This is a genomic window from Pseudomonas sp., assembly GCF_028293835.1.
GTDB lineage: Bacteria > Pseudomonadota > Gammaproteobacteria > Pseudomonadales > Pseudomonadaceae > Aquipseudomonas.
This window is the reverse complement of record NZ_JAQGNX010000179.1, coordinates 84,845-107,400: the sequence shown is the minus strand read 5'-3', so window position 1 is coordinate 107,400 and position 22,556 is coordinate 84,845. Positions and strand designations below refer to the sequence as shown.

The 22,556-nt window shown below is 57.4% G+C and carries 22 protein-coding genes; 7 read left to right on the top strand and 15 right to left on the bottom strand.

Going from position 1 to position 22,556, the window contains the following annotated elements:
• The first annotated feature begins 15 nt into the window (after window positions 1-15).
• The 4 genes from JWR17_RS24900 to JWR17_RS24885 are packed head-to-tail and all read left to right on the top strand — an operon-like array spanning window position 16 to window position 2,944.
• Window positions 16-549: a chemotaxis protein CheW gene (locus tag JWR17_RS24900; RefSeq protein WP_299835815.1), complete on the top strand. Its 534-nt coding sequence runs from the start codon at window positions 16-18 to the stop codon at window positions 547-549.
• Between the two features lie 19 nt (window positions 550-568).
• Entirely contained in the window at window positions 569-1,378 is an 810-nt protein-coding gene (locus JWR17_RS24895) for a protein-glutamate O-methyltransferase CheR (RefSeq protein ID WP_299835813.1), read from the top strand.
• Entirely contained in the window at window positions 1,375-1,902 is a 528-nt protein-coding gene (locus tag JWR17_RS24890) for a chemotaxis protein CheD (RefSeq protein ID WP_299835811.1), read from the top strand. The genes JWR17_RS24895 and JWR17_RS24890 overlap by 4 nt, the downstream gene beginning before the upstream one ends.
• Window positions 1,874-2,944 (top strand): chemotaxis response regulator protein-glutamate methylesterase, encoded by a 1,071-nt coding sequence (locus tag JWR17_RS24885; protein ID WP_299835809.1) that lies wholly within the window; start codon window positions 1,874-1,876, stop codon window positions 2,942-2,944. Before JWR17_RS24890 ends, JWR17_RS24885 begins: the two co-directional genes overlap by 29 nt.
• A gap of 79 nt (window positions 2,945-3,023) precedes the next feature.
• Here JWR17_RS24885 and JWR17_RS24880 read toward each other — a convergent pair whose 3' ends face one another.
• The 9 genes from JWR17_RS24880 to JWR17_RS24840 all read right to left on the bottom strand — a co-directional run bounded on the left by JWR17_RS24880 (window position 3,024) and on the right by JWR17_RS24840 (window position 11,522).
• Window positions 3,024-3,923 carry a polysaccharide deacetylase family protein gene (locus JWR17_RS24880; protein ID WP_299835807.1) on the bottom strand — a complete coding sequence of 300 codons (900 nt, stop codon included), beginning with the start codon at window positions 3,921-3,923 and terminating at the stop codon, window positions 3,024-3,026.
• Between the two features lie 368 nt (window positions 3,924-4,291).
• The gene (gene mqo, locus JWR17_RS24875) at window positions 4,292-5,941 is read right to left on the bottom strand and encodes a malate dehydrogenase (quinone) (RefSeq protein WP_299835805.1); all 1,650 of its coding nucleotides are present in this window, start codon (window positions 5,939-5,941) and stop codon (window positions 4,292-4,294) included.
• 265 nt (window positions 5,942-6,206) lie between these two features.
• Entirely contained in the window at window positions 6,207-7,364 is a 1,158-nt protein-coding gene (locus tag JWR17_RS24870) for a glutathionylspermidine synthase family protein (protein WP_299835803.1), read from the bottom strand.
• Between the two features lie 14 nt (window positions 7,365-7,378).
• The gene (locus tag JWR17_RS24865) at window positions 7,379-8,101 is read right to left on the bottom strand and encodes a DUF1190 domain-containing protein (protein WP_299835801.1); all 723 of its coding nucleotides are present in this window, start codon (window positions 8,099-8,101) and stop codon (window positions 7,379-7,381) included.
• 26 nt (window positions 8,102-8,127) lie between these two features.
• Entirely contained in the window at window positions 8,128-8,553 is a 426-nt protein-coding gene (locus JWR17_RS24860) for a DUF350 domain-containing protein (protein WP_299835799.1), read from the bottom strand.
• Between the two features lie 11 nt (window positions 8,554-8,564).
• A complete protein-coding gene (locus tag JWR17_RS24855) occupies window positions 8,565-9,233 on the bottom strand; it encodes a DUF2491 family protein (protein WP_299835797.1) in 669 nt (222 codons plus the stop codon).
• Window positions 9,234-9,548: 315 nt separating this feature from the next.
• Window positions 9,549-10,109 (bottom strand): rhomboid family intramembrane serine protease, encoded by a 561-nt coding sequence (locus JWR17_RS24850; protein WP_299835795.1) that lies wholly within the window; start codon window positions 10,107-10,109, stop codon window positions 9,549-9,551.
• A 69-nt stretch (window positions 10,110-10,178) separates the two neighbouring features.
• Window positions 10,179-10,886, bottom strand: coding sequence for a PspA/IM30 family protein (locus JWR17_RS24845; RefSeq protein WP_299835793.1), 708 nt, complete (start codon window positions 10,884-10,886; stop codon window positions 10,179-10,181).
• A gap of 15 nt (window positions 10,887-10,901) precedes the next feature.
• Complete coding sequence (locus JWR17_RS24840; protein ID WP_299835792.1) at window positions 10,902-11,522, bottom strand: YjfI family protein; 621 nt, start codon at window positions 11,520-11,522, stop codon at window positions 10,902-10,904.
• Window positions 11,523-11,759: 237 nt separating this feature from the next.
• Here JWR17_RS24840 and JWR17_RS24835 point away from each other — a divergent pair, with 237 nt between their 5' ends.
• Window positions 11,760-12,587 (top strand): ABC transporter substrate-binding protein, encoded by an 828-nt coding sequence (locus JWR17_RS24835; RefSeq protein WP_299835790.1) that lies wholly within the window; start codon window positions 11,760-11,762, stop codon window positions 12,585-12,587.
• 13 nt (window positions 12,588-12,600) lie between these two features.
• Here the strand turns inward: JWR17_RS24835 and JWR17_RS24830 are convergent, their stop codons facing one another.
• A complete protein-coding gene (locus JWR17_RS24830) occupies window positions 12,601-13,566 on the bottom strand; it encodes an alpha/beta hydrolase (RefSeq protein WP_299835824.1) in 966 nt (321 codons plus the stop codon).
• Window positions 13,567-14,106: 540 nt separating this feature from the next.
• On the opposite strand from JWR17_RS24830, the gene JWR17_RS24825 reads away from it, so the two are divergent.
• The gene (locus JWR17_RS24825; protein WP_299835788.1) at window positions 14,107-15,456 is read left to right on the top strand and encodes a carbohydrate porin; all 1,350 of its coding nucleotides are present in this window, start codon (window positions 14,107-14,109) and stop codon (window positions 15,454-15,456) included.
• A gap of 177 nt (window positions 15,457-15,633) precedes the next feature.
• Here JWR17_RS24825 and JWR17_RS24820 read toward each other — a convergent pair whose 3' ends face one another.
• The 5 genes from JWR17_RS24820 to JWR17_RS24800 form a co-directional block, all read right to left on the bottom strand.
• The gene (locus JWR17_RS24820; RefSeq protein ID WP_299835786.1) at window positions 15,634-16,206 is read right to left on the bottom strand and encodes a UbiX family flavin prenyltransferase; all 573 of its coding nucleotides are present in this window, start codon (window positions 16,204-16,206) and stop codon (window positions 15,634-15,636) included.
• On the bottom strand, window positions 16,203-17,642 hold the full coding sequence (locus tag JWR17_RS24815) for an MFS transporter (RefSeq protein WP_299835784.1): 1,440 nt from the start codon (window positions 17,640-17,642) through the stop codon (window positions 16,203-16,205). Before JWR17_RS24815 ends, JWR17_RS24820 begins: the two co-directional genes overlap by 4 nt.
• 65 nt (window positions 17,643-17,707) lie before the next feature.
• Window positions 17,708-18,439 carry a dienelactone hydrolase family protein gene (locus tag JWR17_RS24810; protein WP_299835783.1) on the bottom strand — a complete coding sequence of 244 codons (732 nt, stop codon included), beginning with the start codon at window positions 18,437-18,439 and terminating at the stop codon, window positions 17,708-17,710.
• Between the two features lie 139 nt (window positions 18,440-18,578).
• Entirely contained in the window at window positions 18,579-20,120 is a 1,542-nt protein-coding gene (locus JWR17_RS24805; protein ID WP_299835782.1) for a UbiD family decarboxylase, read from the bottom strand.
• Window positions 20,121-20,229: 109 nt separating this feature from the next.
• On the bottom strand, window positions 20,230-21,063 hold the full coding sequence (locus JWR17_RS24800) for an IclR family transcriptional regulator (RefSeq protein WP_299835780.1): 834 nt from the start codon (window positions 21,061-21,063) through the stop codon (window positions 20,230-20,232).
• Window positions 21,064-21,299: 236 nt separating this feature from the next.
• Here JWR17_RS24800 and JWR17_RS24795 point away from each other — a divergent pair, with 236 nt between their 5' ends.
• Window positions 21,300-22,514: an FAD-dependent monooxygenase gene (locus JWR17_RS24795; RefSeq protein WP_299835778.1), complete on the top strand. Its 1,215-nt coding sequence runs from the start codon at window positions 21,300-21,302 to the stop codon at window positions 22,512-22,514.
• The last annotated feature ends 42 nt before the right edge of the window (window positions 22,515-22,556 follow it).

Below are 22,556 nucleotides of genomic sequence, written 5' to 3'. Positions count from 1 at the left end.
TTTTGGAGATAAGGCATGGGCTCAATCGTAACCACTCGGCAATCCTCCGCTGTCCTTGCAGAGGAGGCGCAGTATCTGACCTTCATGCTCGGTGGTGAGATGTTTGCCATCGGCATTCTCGGCATCAAGGAAATCATCGAATACGGCAACCTCACCGTCGTGCCGATGATGCCAGCCTTTGTACGCGGGGTGATCAATCTGCGCGGCGCGGTGGTGCCGGTGGTCGATCTCTCGGCGCGTTTCGGACGGCAGAACTCAGGCACCACTCGGCGCAGTTGCGTGGTAATTATTGAAGCGAACACCGACGACGGCCATGCCCAGGATATCGGCCTGCTGGTGGACACGGTATGCGCAGTGCTGGAGATTCCTGCGTCTGAGATCGAACCGCCACCGGACTTCGGCGCGCGAGTACGTGCGGACTTCATTAGCGGCATGGCCAAGGTTGAGGGCAAGTTTGTGATCGTGCTTGAGGTGGATAACGTGCTGTCCATCGACGAGATGTCCAGGCTCGCGGGTGAAGGCACCGGCCTGTACAGCGACGTCCAATGAGCGCCCGACAAGGATTGTCATGCTGACCACCGCTAACCTGAATGATCGCGAGTTCGATCAGTTTCAATCCTGGCTCTACCGCACGGCGGGCATCAACCTGTCGCCGGCAAAAAAAGCGCTGGTGGCGGGCCGGTTGTTCAAACGTCTCAAGCATTACCAACTGGACAGCTACGGCGAATATTTCAAGCTGATCATGGGCCACGAAAGCGCTGGAGAACTGCAACTCGCTCTGGACTTGTTGACCACCAACGAAACGTATTTCTTTCGTGAGCCCAAGCATTTCGATTTTCTGCGGCAACAGGTGCTGCCCCAGGCACTGCCCGGAAAACTTTTTCGGGTGTGGAGCGCCGCCAGTTCATCCGGCGAAGAACCGTACAGCTTGGCCATGGTCCTGGCCGAAGGTCTAAGTACCACACCGTGGGAAATCATTGGCTCTGACATCAGCACTCAGGTATTGACCAAGGCGCGTACCGGCCACTATCCAATGGAGCGTGCCCGCACCCTGCCCCAGCCACTGCTGGTGAAATATTGCCTGAAAGGCACCGGCAATCAGGCCGGTACGTTCCTGATCGAAAAAGCCCTGCGCAGCCGGGTTACTTTCATTCAGGTCAATCTCAACGACACGTTGCCGCCGCTGGGCGAGTTCGATGTGATCTTCTTGCGCAACGTAATGATTTATTTTGATCAAGAGACTAAGCGCAAAGTGGTCGCCCGACTGCTGCCACTGCTTAAACCCGGCGGGCATTTCATTATCAGTCACTCGGAAAGCCTCAACGGTGTCAGCGATGCGTTGAAGATGGTCGCACCGTCTATTTATCGGAAACCATGAAAGCGCCAGCCAACGCCGTTGACCTGTATCTGGCCCCAGGCGAATTTCACTTCAGCGACCAGCCAACGCGGATGCGCACGTTGCTCGGTTCCTGCATTGCGATTGTGCTGTGGCACCCTACGCGCAAGATGGGCGGCATGTGTCATTGCATGCTGCCAACTAGGGAGCGCCGAGGCACCGCGCCCGACGGTCGATACATCGACGAGGCGTTGGCGCTGTTCAAACAGCAAGCATCGGCTCGCCATAGCTCCATTGACGGGTATCAGCTCAAACTGTTCGGCGGTGGTTCGATGTTTACCGAGCAACGCCGCGACCTCATGGGAGGCAACGTAGCGCGCATGAACGTCGTCGCCGCGCAACAATTTGCCGTGCAGTCGCGGTTAGTCGTCAGCGGCCAGGACGTGGGCGGCAGCGGCCATCGCAACATCATTTTCGACACCTGGAGCGGTCACGTCTGGGTTAGGCACACTTCTTTGAAAACGGCTGAAACCAACGATGAGAAAGATAAGGGTACTGGTCGTTGATGACTCTGCCGTGGTGCGGCAGGTGTTGCAGGCCATTCTTGAGAGCACGCCAGACATTCAACTGATGGCCGCTGCTTCGGACCCGATTTTTGCCATGGACAAGCTCGCCCGGGAATGGCCCGACGTCATCGTGCTGGACGTGGAAATGCCACGTATGGACGGCATCACGTTTCTGAAAAAAATAATGGCTGAACGGCCTACGCCGGTAGTTATCTGTTCATCGCTGACCGAAAAAGGCGCCGAAACCACCTTGCAGGCCCTTGCGGCAGGCGCGGTTGAGATCATCACCAAACCGAAAATCGGGCTAAAGAACTTTTTGCTTGAGTCCTCCGCTGAATTGATTGGAGCGATTCGCGCTGCGGCCAATGCTAACGTGAAGAACCTTGGCAAACGCGTCGCTGCGCCACGTATTGAGCCGCCCGGCAAACTAAACGCCGACGCGATCCTGCCTGCCGCCAACGGTCACGCTATGCCGCAGACCACCGAGCGCATCGTTGCAATAGGCACCTCCACCGGCGGCACTCAAGCGCTGGAAGCCGTTCTGACCGCCTTGCCCCGTGTCTGCCCCGGCATTGTCATCGTCCAGCACATGCCGGAAAAGTTCACCGCGGCATTTGCCGAGCGCCTCAACAGCATCTCGCAGATTGAAGTACGTGAAGCCCGCCACAACGACCGCGTATTGCCAGGCCTTGCGCTGATTGCCCCCGGCGGCAGGCACATGTTATTGACCCGCAGCGGTGCGTATTACCACGTTCAGGTGGTCGATGGACCGCAGGTCAACCGGCATCGACCGTCGGTGGACGTGTTGTTCCGCTCGGTGGCCAAGTTCGCTGGCAAGAACGCCAGCGGGATTATCATGACCGGCATGGGCGACGATGGCGCCCGTGGCCTGAAGGAGATGCTCGACGCGGGTGCTGCCACCGTGGCTCAGGACGAAGCCAGCTGCGTGGTGTTTGGCATGCCCAAGGAGGCGATCAAGCTCGGCGCCGCCAAGCGGATTCTGCCATTGCAGGAGATTCATTTGGCGGTGATGGGCAAGTGAGTGGTGCTACTGCGTTGGTATGGCGCTCACTTGAAATTGCTTATCAGAGCAGGAGCGGGTTGTCGGTAGCCGCACCAGATCAATGTGAATCTCCGTCCCACCACCAATTCCAGAAGCCTGGCAAATTCACCGGTTCCGAACTAGTGGTGACGGTGCGAGCCATTACCGCGCGCTGCAACTCGGCCTGATCGTCGTAAAACGGCTTGGCGGCAGTGGTCATGCCCGTCTCGCGTGCGCTGTCGATCAGGATCTGCAGGTATTCCTGAGCATGCCGAGCGGTGTAACGGTTGATGTCATGAAAGGTCACCACCACCGGAATCGCGCCCTCAACGGCTGGCAGTTCACCGGCGGCGATCTTCTCGCGCAGCACTGATAATTCCCTGACCATATGCGAACGTCGACGCAGGCTGAGGTTGTAGCCCCAGATCTTGCCGTCATTGGCGCTGAGGTCGGTCAGCACTACATGCATGCCGTGCTGCTGATACGCGGCGAAGGTGCGCTTGTCGTAATTCCAGAACGGCGGACGAACCAGATTCGGCGGGGTTCCGGTGATCGCAGCGATGTCCGCACTGCCGTTGGCGAGCGTCTGCTCCAATTCCTGCGCGTTCAGCGAACGATGGTTGCTATGCCAAGGCGTCGCGGTATGGAACCCCAAAATATGGCCTTCGGCATGTTCACGGCGCATCACCGTTTTGCCAACCTCACTGCCCCCCGCCCGCGGAGCGCGGGTTTGTACGAAAAATACTGCCTTGATGCCCGGTTCAATCGGGTTGACGGCAAGAGCGTCAAGGACCTGCAGCGATGGGTTAAAAAAGCTCGAGGCGTTTGGGCCGTCGTCAAAGGTCAGCAGAAAACGAATCGGAGGCAGCGATTGCAAGCGCTGTGCGGTTTGTGGGGTCATTTCGATCGGAGCGCTGATACAGCCACTGAGCCCGACTGCCATAGCGAGTACGGATAAAACGGTTACCACGCACTTCATGTAGTTGCCTAAATCCAGACCGCGAAGTTCGCCATCATAAAGCGCTTTTACCCTTGCACCAACCCGCTGGCCGTGCGCCTGCGCCGTTTGATAGCGGCACGGGGGATCGACGAGAAACCTGCAAAAAAGCTTGGGGGGCGACGGGCGTGGATAGAAATCCGCTGTGCTGATTCAAATTCGACGCTTTGCCGAGGGTCTTGTGGAAGCGAACGTGTTCAAGGAGCGGTCGGCGCGGTCTACTGGAACACCGCGCCTGCTTTCTTCGGGATTAACTTCGTTCCTGCTGAATTCCCGATTGCCACATAGCCAGGGCCGGGTCAGGGTCAGGCCCAAATCTGAACCCACTGCCTGGCGAAAGCTGTGTCGCTCTACAGCGCTATATCGGCCTCAGGATTGCTCTTTTTCCCTGGCTTTGCTTGCGTCGGAGCCGTGCTTTGTGGAGTTACGGCCTGGTCAATCACTGGCGGCGTATCCAGCTGAAGCACGCCCGCGGTATACGTCCATTCTTGATACGCCCGCGCCGGGTCATCGTTGAGTTTGGTGCCGTAGCTCGGAACAATCTGGTGCAGCTTTTTTTGCCAGGCCGGGGTCGCGACTTTGTCTTTGAAAACCTTCTCAAGCACGCTGAGCATGATCGGCGCGGCAGTGGAGGCGCCAGGCGATGCGCCGAGCAGCCCGGCAATGCTGTTGTCTTTGGAGCTGACGACTTCGGTGCCCAATTTCAGAACGCCGCCCTTCTCGTCATCGCGCTTGATGATTTGTACTCGCTGACCGGCTTGCCACAGGCGCCAGTCTTCTTTCCTGGCGTTAGGAAAGTATTCTTTCAGCGCATTCATGCGGTCATCGTCTGACAGCATCAACTGACCAGCCAGGTATTCAACCAGCGGGTACTGCTCGACACCGACTTTGGCCATCGGCCAGACGTTGTGTGTGGTGGTGCTGCTGAGCAGGTCGAAGTAAGAACCTTGCTTCAGGAACTTCGTCGAGAAGGTCGCGAACGGACCGAACAGGATTACGCGCTTGCCATCCAGCACACGGGTATCCAGGTGCGGAACCGACATCGGTGGTGCGCCGACCGATGCTTTGCCATAGGCCTTGGCCAGATGCTGTTCGGTGATCGCCGGGTTTTCGGTCACCAGGAACGAGCCACCCACCGGGAAGCCTGCATATTCCTTGGCTTCTGGAATACCGGACTTCTGTAGCAGGCGTAAAGCACCACCGCCCGCGCCGATAAATACGAACTTGGCGTCGGTCTGAGTTTCAGTGCCGTCTTTCAAATTCTTGTAAGAAACACGCCACGTGCCATCCGCATTGCGCGCGATGTCCCGCACTTCGCTCGACAGCTTCAGGTCGAAATTGGGCTTGGTTTGTAGATTGCTGACGAACTGGCGGGTGATCTCGCCAAAGTTGACGTCGGTACCCAGTGGCGTCCAAGTGGCCGCGATCTTTTGATTCGGATCACGTCCTTCCATCATCAATGGAACCCATTTCTTGATCTGTACCGGGTCTTCCGAGTACTGCATGCCACTGAACAGCGGGCTTGCCTGCAGCGCTTCGTAGCGCTTCTTCAAGAACTTGATGTTGTCATCGCCCCACACAAAACTCATGTGCGGCGTGGAGTTGATAAAGGAGCGAGGATTGTTCAAGACACCATTTTTGACCTGCCACGACCAGAACTGACGCGAGATCTGGAACGCCTCATTGATCTCGATGGCCTTGGGGATCTCGACCTTGCCATATTTGTCTTCTGGCGTGTAGTTCAACTCCGCCAAAGCCGAGTGACCGGTACCGGCGTTATTCCAGCCGTTTGAGCTTTCTTCGGCGACACCGTCAAGGCGCTCGACCATCTCCATGGACCAGTCGGGTTCAAGTTCGTTGAGCCAAACGCCCAAGGTTGCACTCATGATGCCGCCACCGATGAGCAGCACATCAACCGTTTTTGCTTCAGCCGTCTGGACAGTCATAAGCCCCAAGGACAGGGCCAGGCCCAACAGGGCCGTATTTGCTTTCTTCAACATGCAGTTAATACCTGGGTAGATGCCATACAAAGCCAACTAACGTCATCGGCCTCACATGTATGTCCCTCCTGCGCTGACTTTTTGTTAGTCATTGGCTTCAGCTGCTTGGGTGACACTTATCGGGTGAAATTATCGGGCGCTGAGAATAAACGAGGTAGATTGTAATGTCCCGCATCGTAACTTCTTGATACATCTAACTTTTAGCGGACTGATCGCGCTGTTATCAAATGGTTTTTTGCCCCCGATGGGCATGTGTGGGTAAACCTTAATCGATCACCACATGCGGCAAAAACCGGCTGCTGTCCTTGGTGATCAAACTGTCATCTTCACGAATGCCAATGCCTGAGGCGGTGTCCCCCACTACCCATGAACCAATCAGGGTGTAGCTGTCACCAAATCGAGGCAGTGGGGCGAACTTTTGCAGGATGTAGGGGGCGTCGTTGTAGGGGCCATCTTCGAAAATGACTTGATCGCCAGGGGTCCGAATTTCTATGTTGGCGCCTTCCCGGGAGAAGTAGGGTTTGCGCACCCAGCCCTTGGGCACCGGCGCTCGCGGGTCTTGATCGACGAAGGATGGCAGTAGGTTTGGGTGGCCTTGGTGGTATTCCCATAACAGCGGCAGAATACCTTTGTTGGAGATAATCGATTTCCAGGCCGGTTCGATGAACTGGGTATCGCACGCCGGAATCGCCTGCCCGTGGGGCTCATGGAATACATGTTCCCAGGCATGCAGCTTGAAAATTCGTTCAATCCAGCGTCCCTCCAGGTCGACGAATCTTCCGTGAGAATCAAGTCCAATGTCTTCGATGTCGATGTGCCGGGTTTCGATGCCGGCGTGCTCGGCCATTTTTCGGAGGAAGTCGGTGGTACCGCGGTCTTCGCTGGAGCCCGACATGGCGGAGAAGTAAAACGGCCCGCCTTGCTTGATGGCGGTAAACGCTCGAACCAGGTCCTCGGCCAGGGAATTGAACTGGCTGGCCTGCCTTGGCAGGACGCCGCAGGCGACTTGCTCTTCCAGCCAGATCAGTTGAAAAGCGCCAGCCTCGTAAGCCGAGGTCGGCGTGTCCATGTTGCCTTCCAGCAATTTAGCCGGATTGACGCCGTCGTAGCTGAAGTCAAAGCGTCCATACAGATGCGGATGGCCTTCTTTCCAAGAGGTGCGGACCAGATCAAAAAATGGTGGAGGGATGGCGAGCCGGGTCAACAGTTCTTCGCTTTCCACGACCCGCTCCACAACATCCAGACACATTGCATGAAGCTCCTGGGTCGGCGCTTCGATGTCGCGGGTGATCTGTTCTTCGGTGAATTGGTAGTAGGCGCGCTCGTCCCAGTAGCGCTCGCCGTCAATGGTGTGAAAGTCGAAACCCTCGCGCTCGGCCGTTTGGCGCCAATCAGGACGTTCGTCGATACTGATTTTTTTCATGGATACCGTCCCGGTTAACCGCCAAAGCTCGAACCGCTGCTTTTCCCACCCCAACCGCTTCGCGCGGTCGCCTGGCTACCAAAACCACCACGGGACACAGAAGACGAGACTGAGGAATTACCCAGGCTGCGGCCCAACGTACTTTGGGTGTAGCTGCCGGTGGAACTGGAACGGGCCTGGGTAGAATTACCGAAGGTCTTGCCCTGCTCAATTTGCCTGGACAGCGTCGAGGTTTGATAAGCACCACGGGAATCACGGGACTGGTAAACCGGCTGCGAATAATAGCGACCGCCCCCACCGTTGCCGCTCAGCATATTGCCGATCAGCATCCCCATGAGCAGCCCACTGCCATTAAAGCCTCCGGCACTATCGCCGCCAGACTGAGTCGCCTGGGCTTTGGCAGCCTCGAGCTGAGACGTGGGCACGTTACCTGAAAGCGCTAGTTCGAAACCGCCCAGCTTGGGCATGAACTTGCCATCGGAATTCTGCTGGCAATAATCGGGCACGAAATCCGCTTCGCAAGCAGCCGCATTATCGTAGGTAGGCGCGGTCCGGCGATAATCAGCCAACGCTTTGATGTAGGCGTCCGAGCAAACATCTACCGGGACCTTTTGATCGACACAGGCCTGGACCGTAGGGTAAGTCTGCCGCGCCGTGACTTCCTCGGTTTTGCTGCACGCGCTGATGGCAAGAGGAAGCGTGCTGGCCAGGACCAGTTTCAGGGAACTACGTCTCATCGAATACTCCTTTCGAGACAGGCCAATCAGGTCGAGGGCGTCATGCAGGCCGAGTTAAGAAAACCGACACTGATGGAGACACTGGCGGCGTAGATGGCAGCGGCGAGCTCGCCTCGGCTGATGCGTGCGGACAAATCTTTCAAGACCAGACTGGTCACGGTAAACGCGAGCAATTGCACGGCTGCGGCGATCACGGCCCAGACCACGGCATCCAGCACGTTCACGCTGTAGGCGATGACGTTACTGGCAGGCAATGCAAAACCGATCAGTGCACCGCCCAGTGCGACAGCAGCGGCGACGTTACCGTCGCGGATGAGGGCAAACTCCTTATGCGGCGTCAGACGCGTGTAGGCCAACTGAAACAGGCCGAACAAGATTGCGGCCACCGCGATGTAGATCAGAAAACCCAGTACCGACTGACCGTTGAGGGACGTGCTTAGGGCGTCGAGCATTTTAATTCCTTTTAGATGACCGTGAAGTCAGTGGATTGCAGCGTTACGCCGAGAGAGGTACTCAGGGAAACAACGCCCTGCTCGTCTTCCTCGACGGAAAGAAGCAGGAATTCGCGGCGGTCTATCAAGCCGGTATCCCGGGCGTATAACATGCTCAAGTGCTCGATGCGGTAGGCCCCGTCGGGATTAGCGATCTGTTCGGTCATCGGCGTCAGCTCGGTCTGGCCTTGTTCCGTACCCCATTGACGCTCATATTCCCAGCCGTCATGTTCGAACACCGGCAAACCGATTTTCGAGTCGGGACCCACCAAGCGCTTCAATTCCGCTTCACTGTTAATGGTCACCACACTGCTGTAGCCGAACAGAATGATGTCCTGAACATCTTCCGCCGCCGGGCCGTTCATGGTGGCCTGCATCCAGTAGTCTTCGTCTTCGAAGTAAAAACGCACCAGCCGCATGGATTGCCCCAGGTCGATCCGGCCCACTGACCACACCACCTCTTCGTTGGGGACGATCAATTCAGAATGACCCTCCAGCAACAGCGTGAGCGAGTCATCAAGGTCCATCATTCGGCCGGTTGCTAAACCAAAAGGCCCCGGCAACCCCGCTGCATTGATCGCTGTTGACCCTGGCGCTGGCTTCGGCGGCGCCAGGCCTAAAGCCCGTTTGATCCAACTCATAATGCTGTTCCTTCAAGCCGTGCCGAAGCAATGTAGAAAATATCGCCGCCCTTCACCGGCGTGGTGTTAGCCAGATTTATTTCAAAACCGACGGCACCTGGAATGCAATATCCAATGAGGGTTGCGCTGAACGCTTGTCGTAACCGTACATACAGCTCGCCGCAGGTTGTATTTAAATCGTGATGCAGGGTATGTCGGTATTGCGTGGCGCCTTTACCAGCTCAAGCATTGCGTACGACAGGGCAAAGTGTACGCACAACAACATGCCGATACCTCTCCAGCCGAACCTTTCGAAAAGGCTGCGCTGACAAATGCCTAACCACTGCTTTTTTCCACCAGCCGCCTGGAGTGCATCAGCCAGGCCACAACGATACCGGCAAGCGCGCCACTGAGGTGTGACTCAATCGAGACCCCGGGCACCGGAATGAAACCGAAGATCAATCCGCTGTAGCCCAGCAACGTGATCAAGGCGATTGCAAAACTTGGCAGACTGCGTTGATACCAGGCGCGGGCCAGAAGATAAGCCCACAGACCAAAGATTACCCCGCTCGCTCCCACGTGTATCACAGGCCGACCGATGACCCAGACCATCAGCCCACCCAGCAAAGCCACCAACGTCGCAACCCGGGCGTAACGCTGAACACCTTCGGTTGCCACTAACCAGCTCAACACGATAAAAGGCAGCAGGTTGGCCAACAAATGCCGGACAGAGCCGTGCAGGAAGGGTGCAAACACAATGCCTTGCAGCCCGTACAACGTCCTGGGGACCAACCCCAAGTGCAGCAGGCTGTTGGCAGTCAGCGAGTTAATTACCTGTGCCACGACCATCAACCCAGCCAGCCCAAGGATTATTCGTAGTCCATTTCCGGCGATCATGTCTGCACCATCGAAGCCGGGCAAAAAAAGCGGCGAACGAGCAACTCGTCTGCCGCTTTCTGACGCAGCTTATTGACCCGAGTTGCCCGCTTGGCTTTGCGCTTTCAATCTGGCAAGAACGTCAGCGGCCCCGCCGGTTTTAGCACCAATGCCCGCGTCTTGCAGGCGACGTTCAAGATCGCCGCCGTTGGCTGCATCGGCTAATTCTTCGGCGGCTTCAAGCTTGGCGTCCTGCTCATCCTGACGCTGCTTGATACGCGCCAATGAACCCACAGCGGTTTCCAGACGACCATTGGCGCCGCCAGTCGCTGCAGCAGCGTTGATCTGCGCTCGCTGCACGCTGTCACGGGCTTTGGCCATGTCCGCTTGCTGGCGCAGGCCTTTGATCTGACTTTCGGCTTTAGTAACCTGAGCCGTCAACTTGGTGACCTGAGCGCCGAACTGGTCCGCAGCGGCCTTCTCCTGATCGCGCAACGCTGTGAGTTCTGAAACCTTTTCAGCACATTCCAGCGCAAGGCCTTCCTCACCTTTATTCATCGCGGCGACTGCTTTTTGTTCCCAGTTGGCGATGTTCTTGTTGTGCTCGTCCACACGCTGAACGGACAACTTGTGCTTGGCCTTGATTTGTATCAGCTGGTTACGCGCGGCGAGCATCGAGGCATCGGCGTCACGGATTTCCTGATCCAGAATTCGTAATGCTTGAGCGTCGACGATTGCTTCGCCAACCTCGGAGGCACCACCACGTAGAGCGGTCACCATTTTCTTCCAAAGGCTCATTAATGTGTCTCCCGGTTACTGTGGATCAGCGGTTAGAAAGTCTTCGTAGGCATCAGCGGCGCGAATCACGTTATCTGCCAAGGTCAATACTTCATGGACGATGACCGTCAGCGAAGAGGCAGCGCTCAGTGCGCCGAACATGTTGTAAACGGTTTCGCCGTTAGGCAACGTTTCGATACCGATCGATGACAGCGGGAAAATGTCCCGGCTGCGCAGAACCGTATCGTTGAACCCTGCGACGTCCTTTACCTGAGACGCATAGACCAGCACGGAATCCACCAAAATCTGGTCACCGGCAATAGCGATGATGATCGGCAAGCCGCCGAAGTTATTCATCACCAGACTCAAGCTCTGCTCGGTACCCTGGACAAGGCTCAACTCGATTTCACTGCTTTTCACCGCGTCCAGTTCCACCAACGCCGAGTGCAGCGAATCGATCGTCCAATTGATATTTTCGGTCATGAATTCCTCCAGTTTTATTCGGTTACCCAAGTAGGGCTGGCGTAAACATTTTTCGATACTTCTCAAGGCCTCAGCGTTTTCAGGAAGCACGTAAAGCTCCCTTTTGACGTACCCCGCAGCCGTCAGCCGTGCGCGCATTTCACGCATATAGTCGGTTGAAGTTTTGCGAGCCATTGAGTGCCCTCCGAGACATCACATGTGACAAGTCAGCACCCTACGCTTGAGTGCTGGACGACGCAATCGCTCACATGTGATGAAATGCCTCAAGATATGTCTGGCATAATCAGTCACGCTTGGGGCCGGCTCTACGCAGTGGGTTGTGCGATTTACGGAATCGATCCGGTGCCGCAACGCGGTGTTTCGCGGTTATGCTGCGAAACCCCGTCTACGTCCCAGCAAAAGGCCCATCACATGCTCAACCGCAACCGGTTACTCCGCGTGTTCCTCACTGCCGCAACGTTCATTGCAGCCGATGCCAGTCATGGGGCTGGCTCGGCGTCTAATCAGCTGTCGCCCGCCCTCGCATCAACCTTCGCCCCGAGCGGGACGCTCCGCGTATCAATCAATCTGGGTAACGCTATTCTGGCCAATCAGGACCCGGAAACCGGCAAGCCAGTGGGTGTCTCCATTGACCTTGCGACAGAATTGGCAAAACGGCTCGGCGTTGGTTTACAACTGGTGGTGGTCCCCTCTGCCAATCTATCAGTCGAAAATGTTGAGCAGGACAAGGCCGACGTCGGGTTTTTTGCTATCGACCCCAAACGTGGACAGGCCATCCAGTTCACCAAACCCTACGTGTTGATTGAAGGTGTTTATGCGGTACGGGCCGATTCACCGATCAACACCCTGGAACAGGTCGACCAGCCCGGCATTACCGTGGCAACAAGCAAAGGCAGTGCTTATGATTTGTTCCTGACCCGTGAACTGCACAACGCGACGATCGTGCGCGTGGCCACCTCTCAGGGGGTCGTTCAGGGCTTTCTGGATCAGCACCTGGACGTGGCTTCCGGAATCCGCCAGCAACTTGAAAAAGACGCCACAAGGGTCGGCGGCCTGAGGATTGTGGAGCCGCACTTCATGGTTATCCGCCAAGCAATGGGCGTTCCGAAGGCCAAAGGCGAGGCGGTTGCGGCCTACCTGTCGAGCTTTGTGGAAGAGATGAAAACCTCGGGGTTCGTCGCGGCATCTCTGGCACGCCATCACATCATTGGTGCTGGCGTTGCCAAAGACGGCGATTAAATGGCCAGGTCGTTCAGCCCCGGCTCAACGCTTCAACCAGTATCTTATTGAACCCGGCAGGGTCTTCCATCTGCGGCGCATGGCCTTTGCCGGGAAATTCGATCAGCCTGGCCCCCGGAATCAGCTTGGCGGCCTGCTTGCCGAGGACATCGTAATGGCCGATCCTGGCCTTCACCTGCGGCGATGCAATGTCACTGCCGATGGCCGTGGTGTCGGCGTCACCGATCATCAACAAGGTCGGCACCTTGAGATTCGGTAGTTCGTAAAATACCGGCTGGGTGAAAATCATGTCGTAAATCAATGCTGAGTTCCAAGCCACCACCTTGTGCCCTGGTCCGCTGTTCAGGCCGGCCAACATGTCCACCCAACGATCGTACTCGGGCTTCCAGTGCCCAGCGTAATAAGTGCTTTGCTCGTACTGGCGAGTGCCTTCCGCGCTTAGCTTAAGCTCTCGTTCATACCATTGATCGACACTGCGCCACGGCACGCCCAAGGCTTTCCAGTCTTCCAGGCCAATCGGATTGACCAGCACCAACTGCTCGGTTTGCTCCGGATACAACAAAGCATACCGAGTACCCAGCATGCCGCCCGTGGAGTGGCCAATGACGGTGGCTTTGGTTACATCGAGACTGGCCAACAGTGCGTGGGTGTTGGCCGATAATTGCTGAAAGCTGTATTGGTAGTGCTCAGGCTTGGTCGAGGTGCAAAAACCGATCTGGTCCGGTACTACAACCCGATAACCGGAAGCGCTGAGGGCCTTGATACTGTCCTCCCACGTCGCGCCGCAAAAATTCTTGCCGTGCATCAGCACGGCGGTGCGACCGTTGGCGACACCTGTGGGTGCGACGTCCATATAGCCCATCTTCAAGGTCTGCCCTTGGGATTCGAGTTCGAACAGCTGCACGGGGTAAGGGTATCGGAAGCCTTGAAGCTCTTGGCCATAACTCGCGGCCTGCGCGAAAGGCGCGACCAAGGCCATAAACGGTAGGGCAAAGGCAAGCGCCAGACACGGTAGTTTTATAAGGGGCATGGGTATTCCTCAAAACCTGAAGGGTTGCACTCTACCATTGCTGCTGCGCCCGCCTTTGCGCGGACAGAAAGGCCCAACGCAGGAGCGGTGGGAGCAACTGCAATAGAGGTCATTTTCATACGACTTTCCTTTACGGTTGGTAGGGTCAGCCAGTGCCATAAAGCCTACTCCGGTAGCGACCGAGAGGTTGAATCCCGGCAGCCAGAGGAACCATACCCCGCCGGTCAGGGCGAATAGCAGCGGCTTCCACTGTAAAAACCATATCGACGCAACCCAGACACGTCTCCAAGACAACCCCATCGCTGGCGCCCATTGCGGTGTTCCGGTCCGGTCCTGCCCTGCCCCGTCCCCTCTCGCCAAGAACGATTTCATGAATGTTGCTATAGATTCGAACCTTGGGATTGACCATCAATGTAAAATGCTATTGTATAGTGTCAAACAATAAAGATGGCGCATCTGTTGCCGTCAACAATAAGAGAGGAGAAGGATATGGCACGACTCTATTCGAGTGCGACGATCGTAGCCGGATTGACCTTGCTGACCGGCATGTCTTGGCTGAACTCAGCCAAGGCGGAGCAAACCGTAGACCCTGCATTGAAAAATGTGCTTCAACAGCTATATGACGAGGGGGTTCTGGTACGGGCAACGCTGAACAATGACTTTCAAAGCAATGTCAGCGGCGGCCTCGAACGGGGCAGCGCAAATGCTGGCACCACGACGCTGGGAGCCGATTTCAATTTCGAAAAGCTACTCGGGGTACCAGGCGGACAGCTGCATGTACTGTTTGCCAAGAACTATGGCGAAACGGTGCAGAACAAGGTTGGTAACTACATCAAGTCACAGGGCTGGTACTACCCTTACCAGACCACCCAGCTGGCGCAATTTGCCTGGGAGCAGGTGCTGGCTGACGGCAAGGTCAATATCTACGCCGGACGCACCAACGCAACGGCGGCATTTGCAAGACCGACCTATGGTTGCAAGTTCATCAGCGGCTCGCAGTGTCCGTACTATCTGCCCCTGTTTACTGGCGGCTTCAGCGGTTTCCCGTACGTCACCTGGGGAGGCCGTATCAAGGTCAATCCCACCCCAAAACTCTATATGCAAGCAGGTATCTATCAGGTCGACCCAAACCGGCGTTTGAACCACGGCCTCAATATGAGCTTCCATGAAAGTACCGGCAATGTGGTCCCCGTCGAAGCAGGATATGAAACCAACTTCAGCAATGACAAATATCCGAGACACTATAAAATCGGCTGGTGGCGCAACGACGCCCCCCAAATTGATCCTCAACTCAATGCCAACGGTCAGTCACGCGCGCTGGTTCCAGGCCCTCCACTGAGCCATGACGGCAACCACACCGGTGTCTACGCCCTATTCGACCAAGTGGTGTATCGGCCCGATGAGACAAAGCGCAATCTCGCCGTGTTTGCGTCCTGGGCAGCGCCGCACGACGACAACCAGATTTTCGATTCCCAGAGCACGCTGGGCGTAGTCTTCAGCGGCCCGTTTGCCAGTCGGCCGAACGACAGCGTTGGCCTGATGGAGACCCACGCAGTGTTCAGTCAGAAACAAACCAGTTACATGAATCAGTTACTGGCCAAGAATGGCAGTACCTCCTTTGTAGACAACCGCAGCGACATGATCGAGGCAAACTATGGTTATCAATTGTGGCCGGGCGTCACGCTCTCACCGAATATTGAATACATCATTCATCCTGATACCAGCCAGCGCCCCGATGCCACTTTCGCTCCGGATGACTCATGGATAGTTGGCTTACGCCTGTCGCTCAATCTGGGCGACATGTTCGGATTGCCGTCCGAACTACCGGGACGTAACTAAGCAACCACCCCGTGGTACGCATGTCGCGCTACGGGGTGTTGTTTTAGCCCCGCGTCCGGCAAATTCCGGCAATCATCACCGCGCGTTAACAAACACCAAACCCGCCTCGGAGGCGGGTTTGGTGTTCTCGTCTTCTGAGCGCGCAGAACATGAGGGATCGGCAAGACGAAGACCGTATCAGCCGATCCCGTCCCAACGCTGCTCGACACCTACGTCCAGGCCAAACAGGTCCAGTGCCCGCCCGACGCTGTGATCGACCAACGCTTCGATGGAAGTCGGACGTGCATAGAATGCCGGGACCGGCGGCGAAACTATCGCCCCCATCTCGGTGACCGCCAGCATGCTGCGCAGATGTCCGGCATGTAATGGCGCCTCACGCACCATCAGCACCACACGTCGACGCTCCTTCAGTGCGACGTCGGCGGCACGCGACATCAAGCTGCTGGTTACACCACTGGCGATCTCGGACAAGGTACGGATCGAACAAGGCGCAATCAGCATGCCCAGATTAGAGAACGAGCCGCTGGAGATTGAAGCGCCGATGTTGTCGGCGCGATGCACAACATCAGCAAGCGCCTCCACCTCGGCAACCTTCATGTCAGTCTCATAGGTCAGGGTAAGCTTGGCAGCCCGACTCATCACCAGATGTGTTTCCACCCCCGCATAGCGCAGCAATATCAGTGCCCGCACACCGTATATGGCCCCGGAGGCACCGGAGATGCCGACCACCATACGTCGCGCAACGCTCATCGCTGCTCTTCCGCTGCGCTGCCGGCATCGGGTCGCCCGGCAAAGCCTCCCATTGCCGTCATCGGTAACGCTGACCCGACCTCTTCAGTGTCAACGGCCTGGGAACGCAGACCCCGACGACGGGTAAGGCCGATACCGAAGACCGCAGCGCCCATCAGAAAGAACGGCACAGCTTCCACGTAATAGAGCATGCGGATATCCATGTGCAAGGCGGCAAGCGCAGAGCCGACTATAGGTCCTGCCGCGGCTCCCAGACGCCCTATACCCAGCGCCCAGCCGGCACCGGTCGAACGAATGTGGCTCGGGTAGAACATGCCGCTCATTGCATTCAGTGCCGACTGCCCCCCCACCACGAACAAGCCGGCGAAGAATATCGAAAAGCGCAGCATCATTAATGACCCGCCGCTGAAGCCAATCAATATCACAAACAGGCCCGAAATCATGCCAATGACTGCCACCGCACGCAAAGGATCGACGCGGTCAAGCAGTCGACTCAATACCAGCCCACCGAGCGCACCGCCGACATGCAGCATTGCGGTCGCGGTGACGGCCTGCTCGATGGGATAGCCAAGCTCACTGATCATCGTCGGCAGCCAGCTGGTTTGCAGGTTGATGCCAATCAGATTGAAGAAAATAGCGCTCCAAAGAAGTACCGTGCCCAACCCCCTGCCCTCGGCAAAAACCTCACGCACCGACGCCCTTGGCACTCGTCCTTCGGGCTGTCCATATTCCTCGTCTGCAGACAACCGATGCTCCGGGAACAGCCGCTGGAGGTTACGAGTAATCTTTTCCGGCGAATCCCCACGAGCAATCAGAAAACGCGAGGATTCCGGCAGCATCCGCCACAAGACCGGCAACAGCAGCAATGGCAGGACACTGCCCAGCACGAAGAGCGACGGCCACCCGTAGAGATTAATCAGAGGCCCGGCAACGAATCCGCCGAGCGCCGGGCCGATGGCAAAGCCACACACGGTTATTGTCACCAGGCTGACACGTAGCCGAGTGGGTACGTATTCGGACACCAGCGCAATTGCACCTGGCATTGCTCCACCCAGGCCAATGCCTGTAAGGAAGCGCAGTATCATCATCTGTTGGGCGTTCTCGGCGAACACGGTCAGCAACGAGCCAATCCCAAACACCGTTACCGAAATCAATATGATCGACTTGCGCCCGATGCGATCACCTAACGTCCCCAATACCAGCGCACCCAGCATCAAGCCAAACAGCCCGGCACTGATAACCGGCCCAAGCACGTCACGGCCCACATGCCAGCTACGGATCAACGCTGGTGCGGCATAGCCGATGACTTGTGCATCAAAGCCGTCAAAGATGACGACAATCAGACACAAAACAACCAACCCCCAGCGCCTTGCTCCCATGCGCGGATCTTCAATCAATTTCGTCACATCCAGCACTTTCTTGTTCTTGGTATGCATGACGTTCACCCTTTGTTGATTCAGCCCTTACAGGCTCGTCGTCAGGTATGCGAAAACGGAGCCGGCTAGTGGCCGACAGCAGATGTCTGCGGAAAATCGAACAGCGCTTCGCGCAGCAAGTTCAAACTATCCAGCCATGCCTGCCGGTGCGCTTCCACATGGAACGAAGATTCGCGGAACGCATTGAAGAAACCATGCACCGCTTGCGGGTATACGTTTACCCGCATATGCGGCTGTGTCTGCGCGACACGGGAGACAGCTTCACGCACTTCTGCCGGTACGTGAGGATCGGCACTGCCGAAATGGAACAGCGTCGGCGCATCAATGGCGGCAATCTCCTCCAGCGAATCCCCAAGTCGGGTGCCGTAGAAACAAACCGCGGCGTCCACCTTGACCTTCGCTGCGACTTTGACCGTCAGTTGGCCCCCCAAACAAAAGCCGAGCAGCCCGACCCCACCTTGGACCTCATCGCGTGCGCGCACGGCTTGAATCACTTTCACCACATCATCCACACCCTGGGCCAGGTCGAAACGCTGCCACAACCCGAACGCCGTGCGACTGTCTTCTTCGCCGTAACCAAGCTCCACGCCTGGTTGCAAACGCCAGAACACATCCGGTACCAGCGCAACATAGCCCTGCTCGGCCAGATCATCCGCCACCGAGCGCATCGCCTCGTTGACCCCGAAAATCTCCTGCAACACCACAACCGCAGGACCGTGGCCCGACGGGGGCAACGCGCGATAGGCGTGGAGGGTTTGCCCGTCGATCATGGTCAGATCGATGAATTCACCTTTCATGAAATGAGTATCCCGTTTAACTGAAAGCGGCGCACCGCGCCGCGGACGAACGAACAGACGGACTCATTCCGTCGCTCGATCACCTTTAAAAACCTGCAACAGGCGCCTATGGCTGTTGGGCGGGCATTGCTGGCTGGCGTCAGCGATCTGAAAACAGATAGCGACCGTCGTTATCGCGTTCCAGCCCCGGGTTAGCGCGCAGCGCTTCAAGCGTGCGGACAATTTCCCGGCCGTCGCGGCTACCGACAGCATCCATCAGCTCAACGAAGTATTTCGGCCCATGCTCAAGCGCCGCCTCGACCGAATCGAAGCGCGCGCCGTCATGTCGCGGCGGTGCCGGCACCTGACGATCAAATGCGTTGCCGGTACCAAATGGCCAGGTCAAGTCGAAACCTGCCTTGGATCCCAGTCGATCCGGCCCCAACGAAGGATCCAGCGGCAATGCGCGCATCCCCTCGGCAATCACCAGATCACGCGCGGCCTGGAAGCGCGTTGCCAGCGCCCAGTCCATCTGTTGATCGGAGAAGATATCCACATCCGGATCGACAACGAACACGTTCTTCACGTTGGCCAGGCTGGCGAAGGCCGCAGCAATTGCATTGCGTGCCTCGCCCGGCACACGCTGACGAATCGCGATACGCACGTTGAACATGCCGCCGCTGGCCCCCGTCGCATAGACCGCGACCGGCTCACGCACCGCCCCTTGCAGCGCGCGCCACAGCATCGCCTCGGTACGCAACGCGATCAGCGGCGAGCTGTCCGTGTAGCCCATTGTCGGACCACTGATAGTCATGGTCTGGAATATCGGGTCGCGGCGATGGGTGACGGCCGTCAAATGAAATACCGGGTTGCGCTTGACCCCGCCGTAATAGCCAAGAAACTCGCCGTATGGACCTTCTGCCTCGCTGTAACCACGCTCGTCCAGATAGCCTTCAAGCACGTATTCGGCGTCGGCCGGCACCATGATGTCATTGGTGATGCACTTGACAACTGGCAGCGGCTCGTTACGCAGCGAAGCGACCAGACCAAGCTCATCGACCGGCAGCCTCATCGTCGCAGCAACATGATCAAGCGGATGGCAACCGACCACGAAACTCACCGGCAAGCGTTCGCCGCGCGCCAACGCACCTTCATAAATGGCCCGCAGGTCACTGGGCGAAATCAGGTCGATCCCCGCCTCGCGACGACCACGCAGCATCAACCGGCGCACACCCACGTTGGTATGGCCGGTACGCGCATCCCGTACATAATCGATAGAAGCTGAAAGATAGGGACCGCCATCCAGACCGTGTTGCAAATGCACTGGCAGTGCAGTGAAGTCTGCGTCTTCACCTGTCAGCACCACTTGTTGTACGGGCGCTGCCTCGCGGCTCAGCTCGACACTCCGCGGCGGCCGTGACAGCCGCTTCAGTAGCTCAGGCAGCAACTGCGCCGGGTCTACATCGAATGCCCGTGCCAGACGTGCCCGACTGCCAGTGAGGTTACCCACCAGAGGCACACGCTCAGGTCCGACCTGGCGAAACAGCACGGCCCGTGGATTACCCTCCAGACGTGCCGCGATATCGGCCAGGTCAACCGGCTCCTCGACGATTTCAACCTCATCCGGACCCAATGAATCAATGAAATGCCCAAGCCGGTAGGCTTCGACATTGCACGCATGGGCAGCACTAACTGCGACCATTACTTCCTCCAGGGAACTGGCCGCTTGGCGGCCTTATTTTGTTATTGTTAAATTCGATTTAATTTTTAGCCTCATTTTTTAACCTTGTCAATGGACTTAGGGCTGACATTCACTCCGGGGTACTCCAACCCATCTGCGTGCTGAGTCCCCGGGCAATGGCCAGCAGGCGCTTGGCCGCGCGCCCGCTCAGCGAAGCGTCGATACCTGAGCTTGGACCGATCACCGTGATTGCGGCCGCCAGCGAGCCGTCGTAAGCGAACACCGGCGCCGACAATGCAGTGAAGCCAATGTTGAGCAGACTATCGGTACGCGACAGCGAACGTGCGCGAGTTTCCTCCGCAATACGCAACAGTGCCGGCTCGCCGTAATCGGCATCTCGTGCCAGGTACTCGACTTGCTCCAGCTTGACGATCTCGGCGGTATCCGCGCGGGGCAGGTAGGAAAAAAAGATACGCCCGGTTGCCGAGGTGATCGTCGGTAGGACGTAACCGACCTGCAGCGACATCGGCATCGGTCGTGGACCGTTGACGCACAAAACAATGCACGGGCCGCGATTGCCCCAGACCGCCAGGTACGCACTCTCACCGGTCTCCTCGCTCAACTGCCGCAGCGGCTCGCGGGCCAGTCGCGCTACGTCAAGCTTGCGCAGAGCCGACAGACCCAGGAGTAACGCATACGTCCCTAGCGTGTAGCGGCCAGAGTCAGCCTCCTGCTGCACCAGCCCGACGCGACGAAAACTGACCAGATAGAGGTGCGCCTTGCTCGCAGTCATGCTCGCGCGCGCCGAGAGCTCCTTCAGCGTTAACGGGCCCGACGCCTCTTCCAGGCAACGGATCAGACGAAAGCCGAGTTCCACTGATTGTATCGACCGTTGCGAATCCTCGCGTGCCGGTGTGCCCTCTTCTTCCTGAACAATGTCCTGGGCACTTATTTTTCTTGCCATGGTTTTTCCTTTCCGGTGATGCGCTCTGAATAGCGAAACCTATACCTCGTCAGCGGAAATAAGCAAATCCAACACAACAAGCAGACGCTAAAACCGTCTTATTTTCGTAAAATCAAATTCGTTATTGACAAACTTAAGTCAACTATTTAGAAATAACACCATAAACACAAACGGCCGACGGTTGCCACGGGCAAGACGTACGACCATAAGCATCACCCCAGAGGAGCGACCAACTCATGGCGAAACCCTTGCACGTACTCATCGCCGGCGGCGGCATCGGCGGCCTGACTGCTGCGCTCAGCCTTCTCCAGCGCGGAATTGATGTGGACGTTTACGAACAATCCACCGAACTGGGCGAGATCGGCGCAGGCTTCCAGATCGGCGCCAATGGTGCGCGGGTATTGTTCGCGTTGGGCCTGGAGCCAAAACTGCGTGAGGTCTACTCGATTCCGTCGGGTAAGGAAGTACGGCTGTGGAACACCGGACAGACCTGGAAACTGTTTGACTTGGGCGAAACCTCAGTCGAGCGCTACGGCTTTCCTTATTTCATGATCCATCGCGCCGACATCCATCAGATTCTGGTTGACGCAATACGCGCGCTGAAGCCCGATGCAATCCATTTGGGCAAACGCGCGGTAGGCTGCGAACAGGACGAGCATTGCGCGACGCTGCGCTTCGCCGACGGCAGTAGCGCCCAGGGCGATGCGCTGGTCGGCGCGGATGGCGTGCATTCAGCATTGCGTCAGGCCCTATTTGGCGCCAGTGTCCCGGTCTTTACCGGCTGCGTGGCGTGGCGTGGACTGGTTCCGGCACGAGAGCTGCCCGAGCATCTGCTCAATCCGGTCGGGACTAACTGGGTCGGCCCCGGTGGCCATATCGTTCACTATTTCCTGCGTCGCGGAGAGATTTTTAACTTTGTGGCAGTCGTCGAGCGCAGTGACTGGAAAGTGGAATCGTGGACCGAGCGCGGTTCGGCAAAAGAATGCGCCGCTGACTTCGCTGGCTGGCACGAAGACGTGCAAAGCATGATCAGCAAACTGGATTCGCCATACAAATGGGCACTGCTGGGCCGTGAACCCATGCAGCGTTGGTCGATCGGACGCGCCACTCTATTGGGCGACGCCTGCCATCCGACCCTGCCGTTCCTGGCTCAGGGGGCGGGCATGGCAATCGAGGACGGCTACGTGCTTGCGCGCTGCCTGGAAACCTACGCCGATAACGTGCCCACCGCGCTCAGACGCTATGAAGCCGCCCGCATAGAACGCACCAGCCGCGTAGTGCATGGCTCGGCGGAGAACGGCCGACGCTTCCACAGCAACGTGCTTTCCAACGCCGAAGAAGCTGAAATCTACGTAACGACCGAGTGGCAGGAGCGTCGTGTCGAAGAGCGCTACGACTGGTTGTTCCGCTACGACGCCACACGCGTTCCGCTAGAGGCAGAGCTGACATGAACCGTTGCCTTATTGAATTCTCAAACAGTCGGGCGCCTGTCG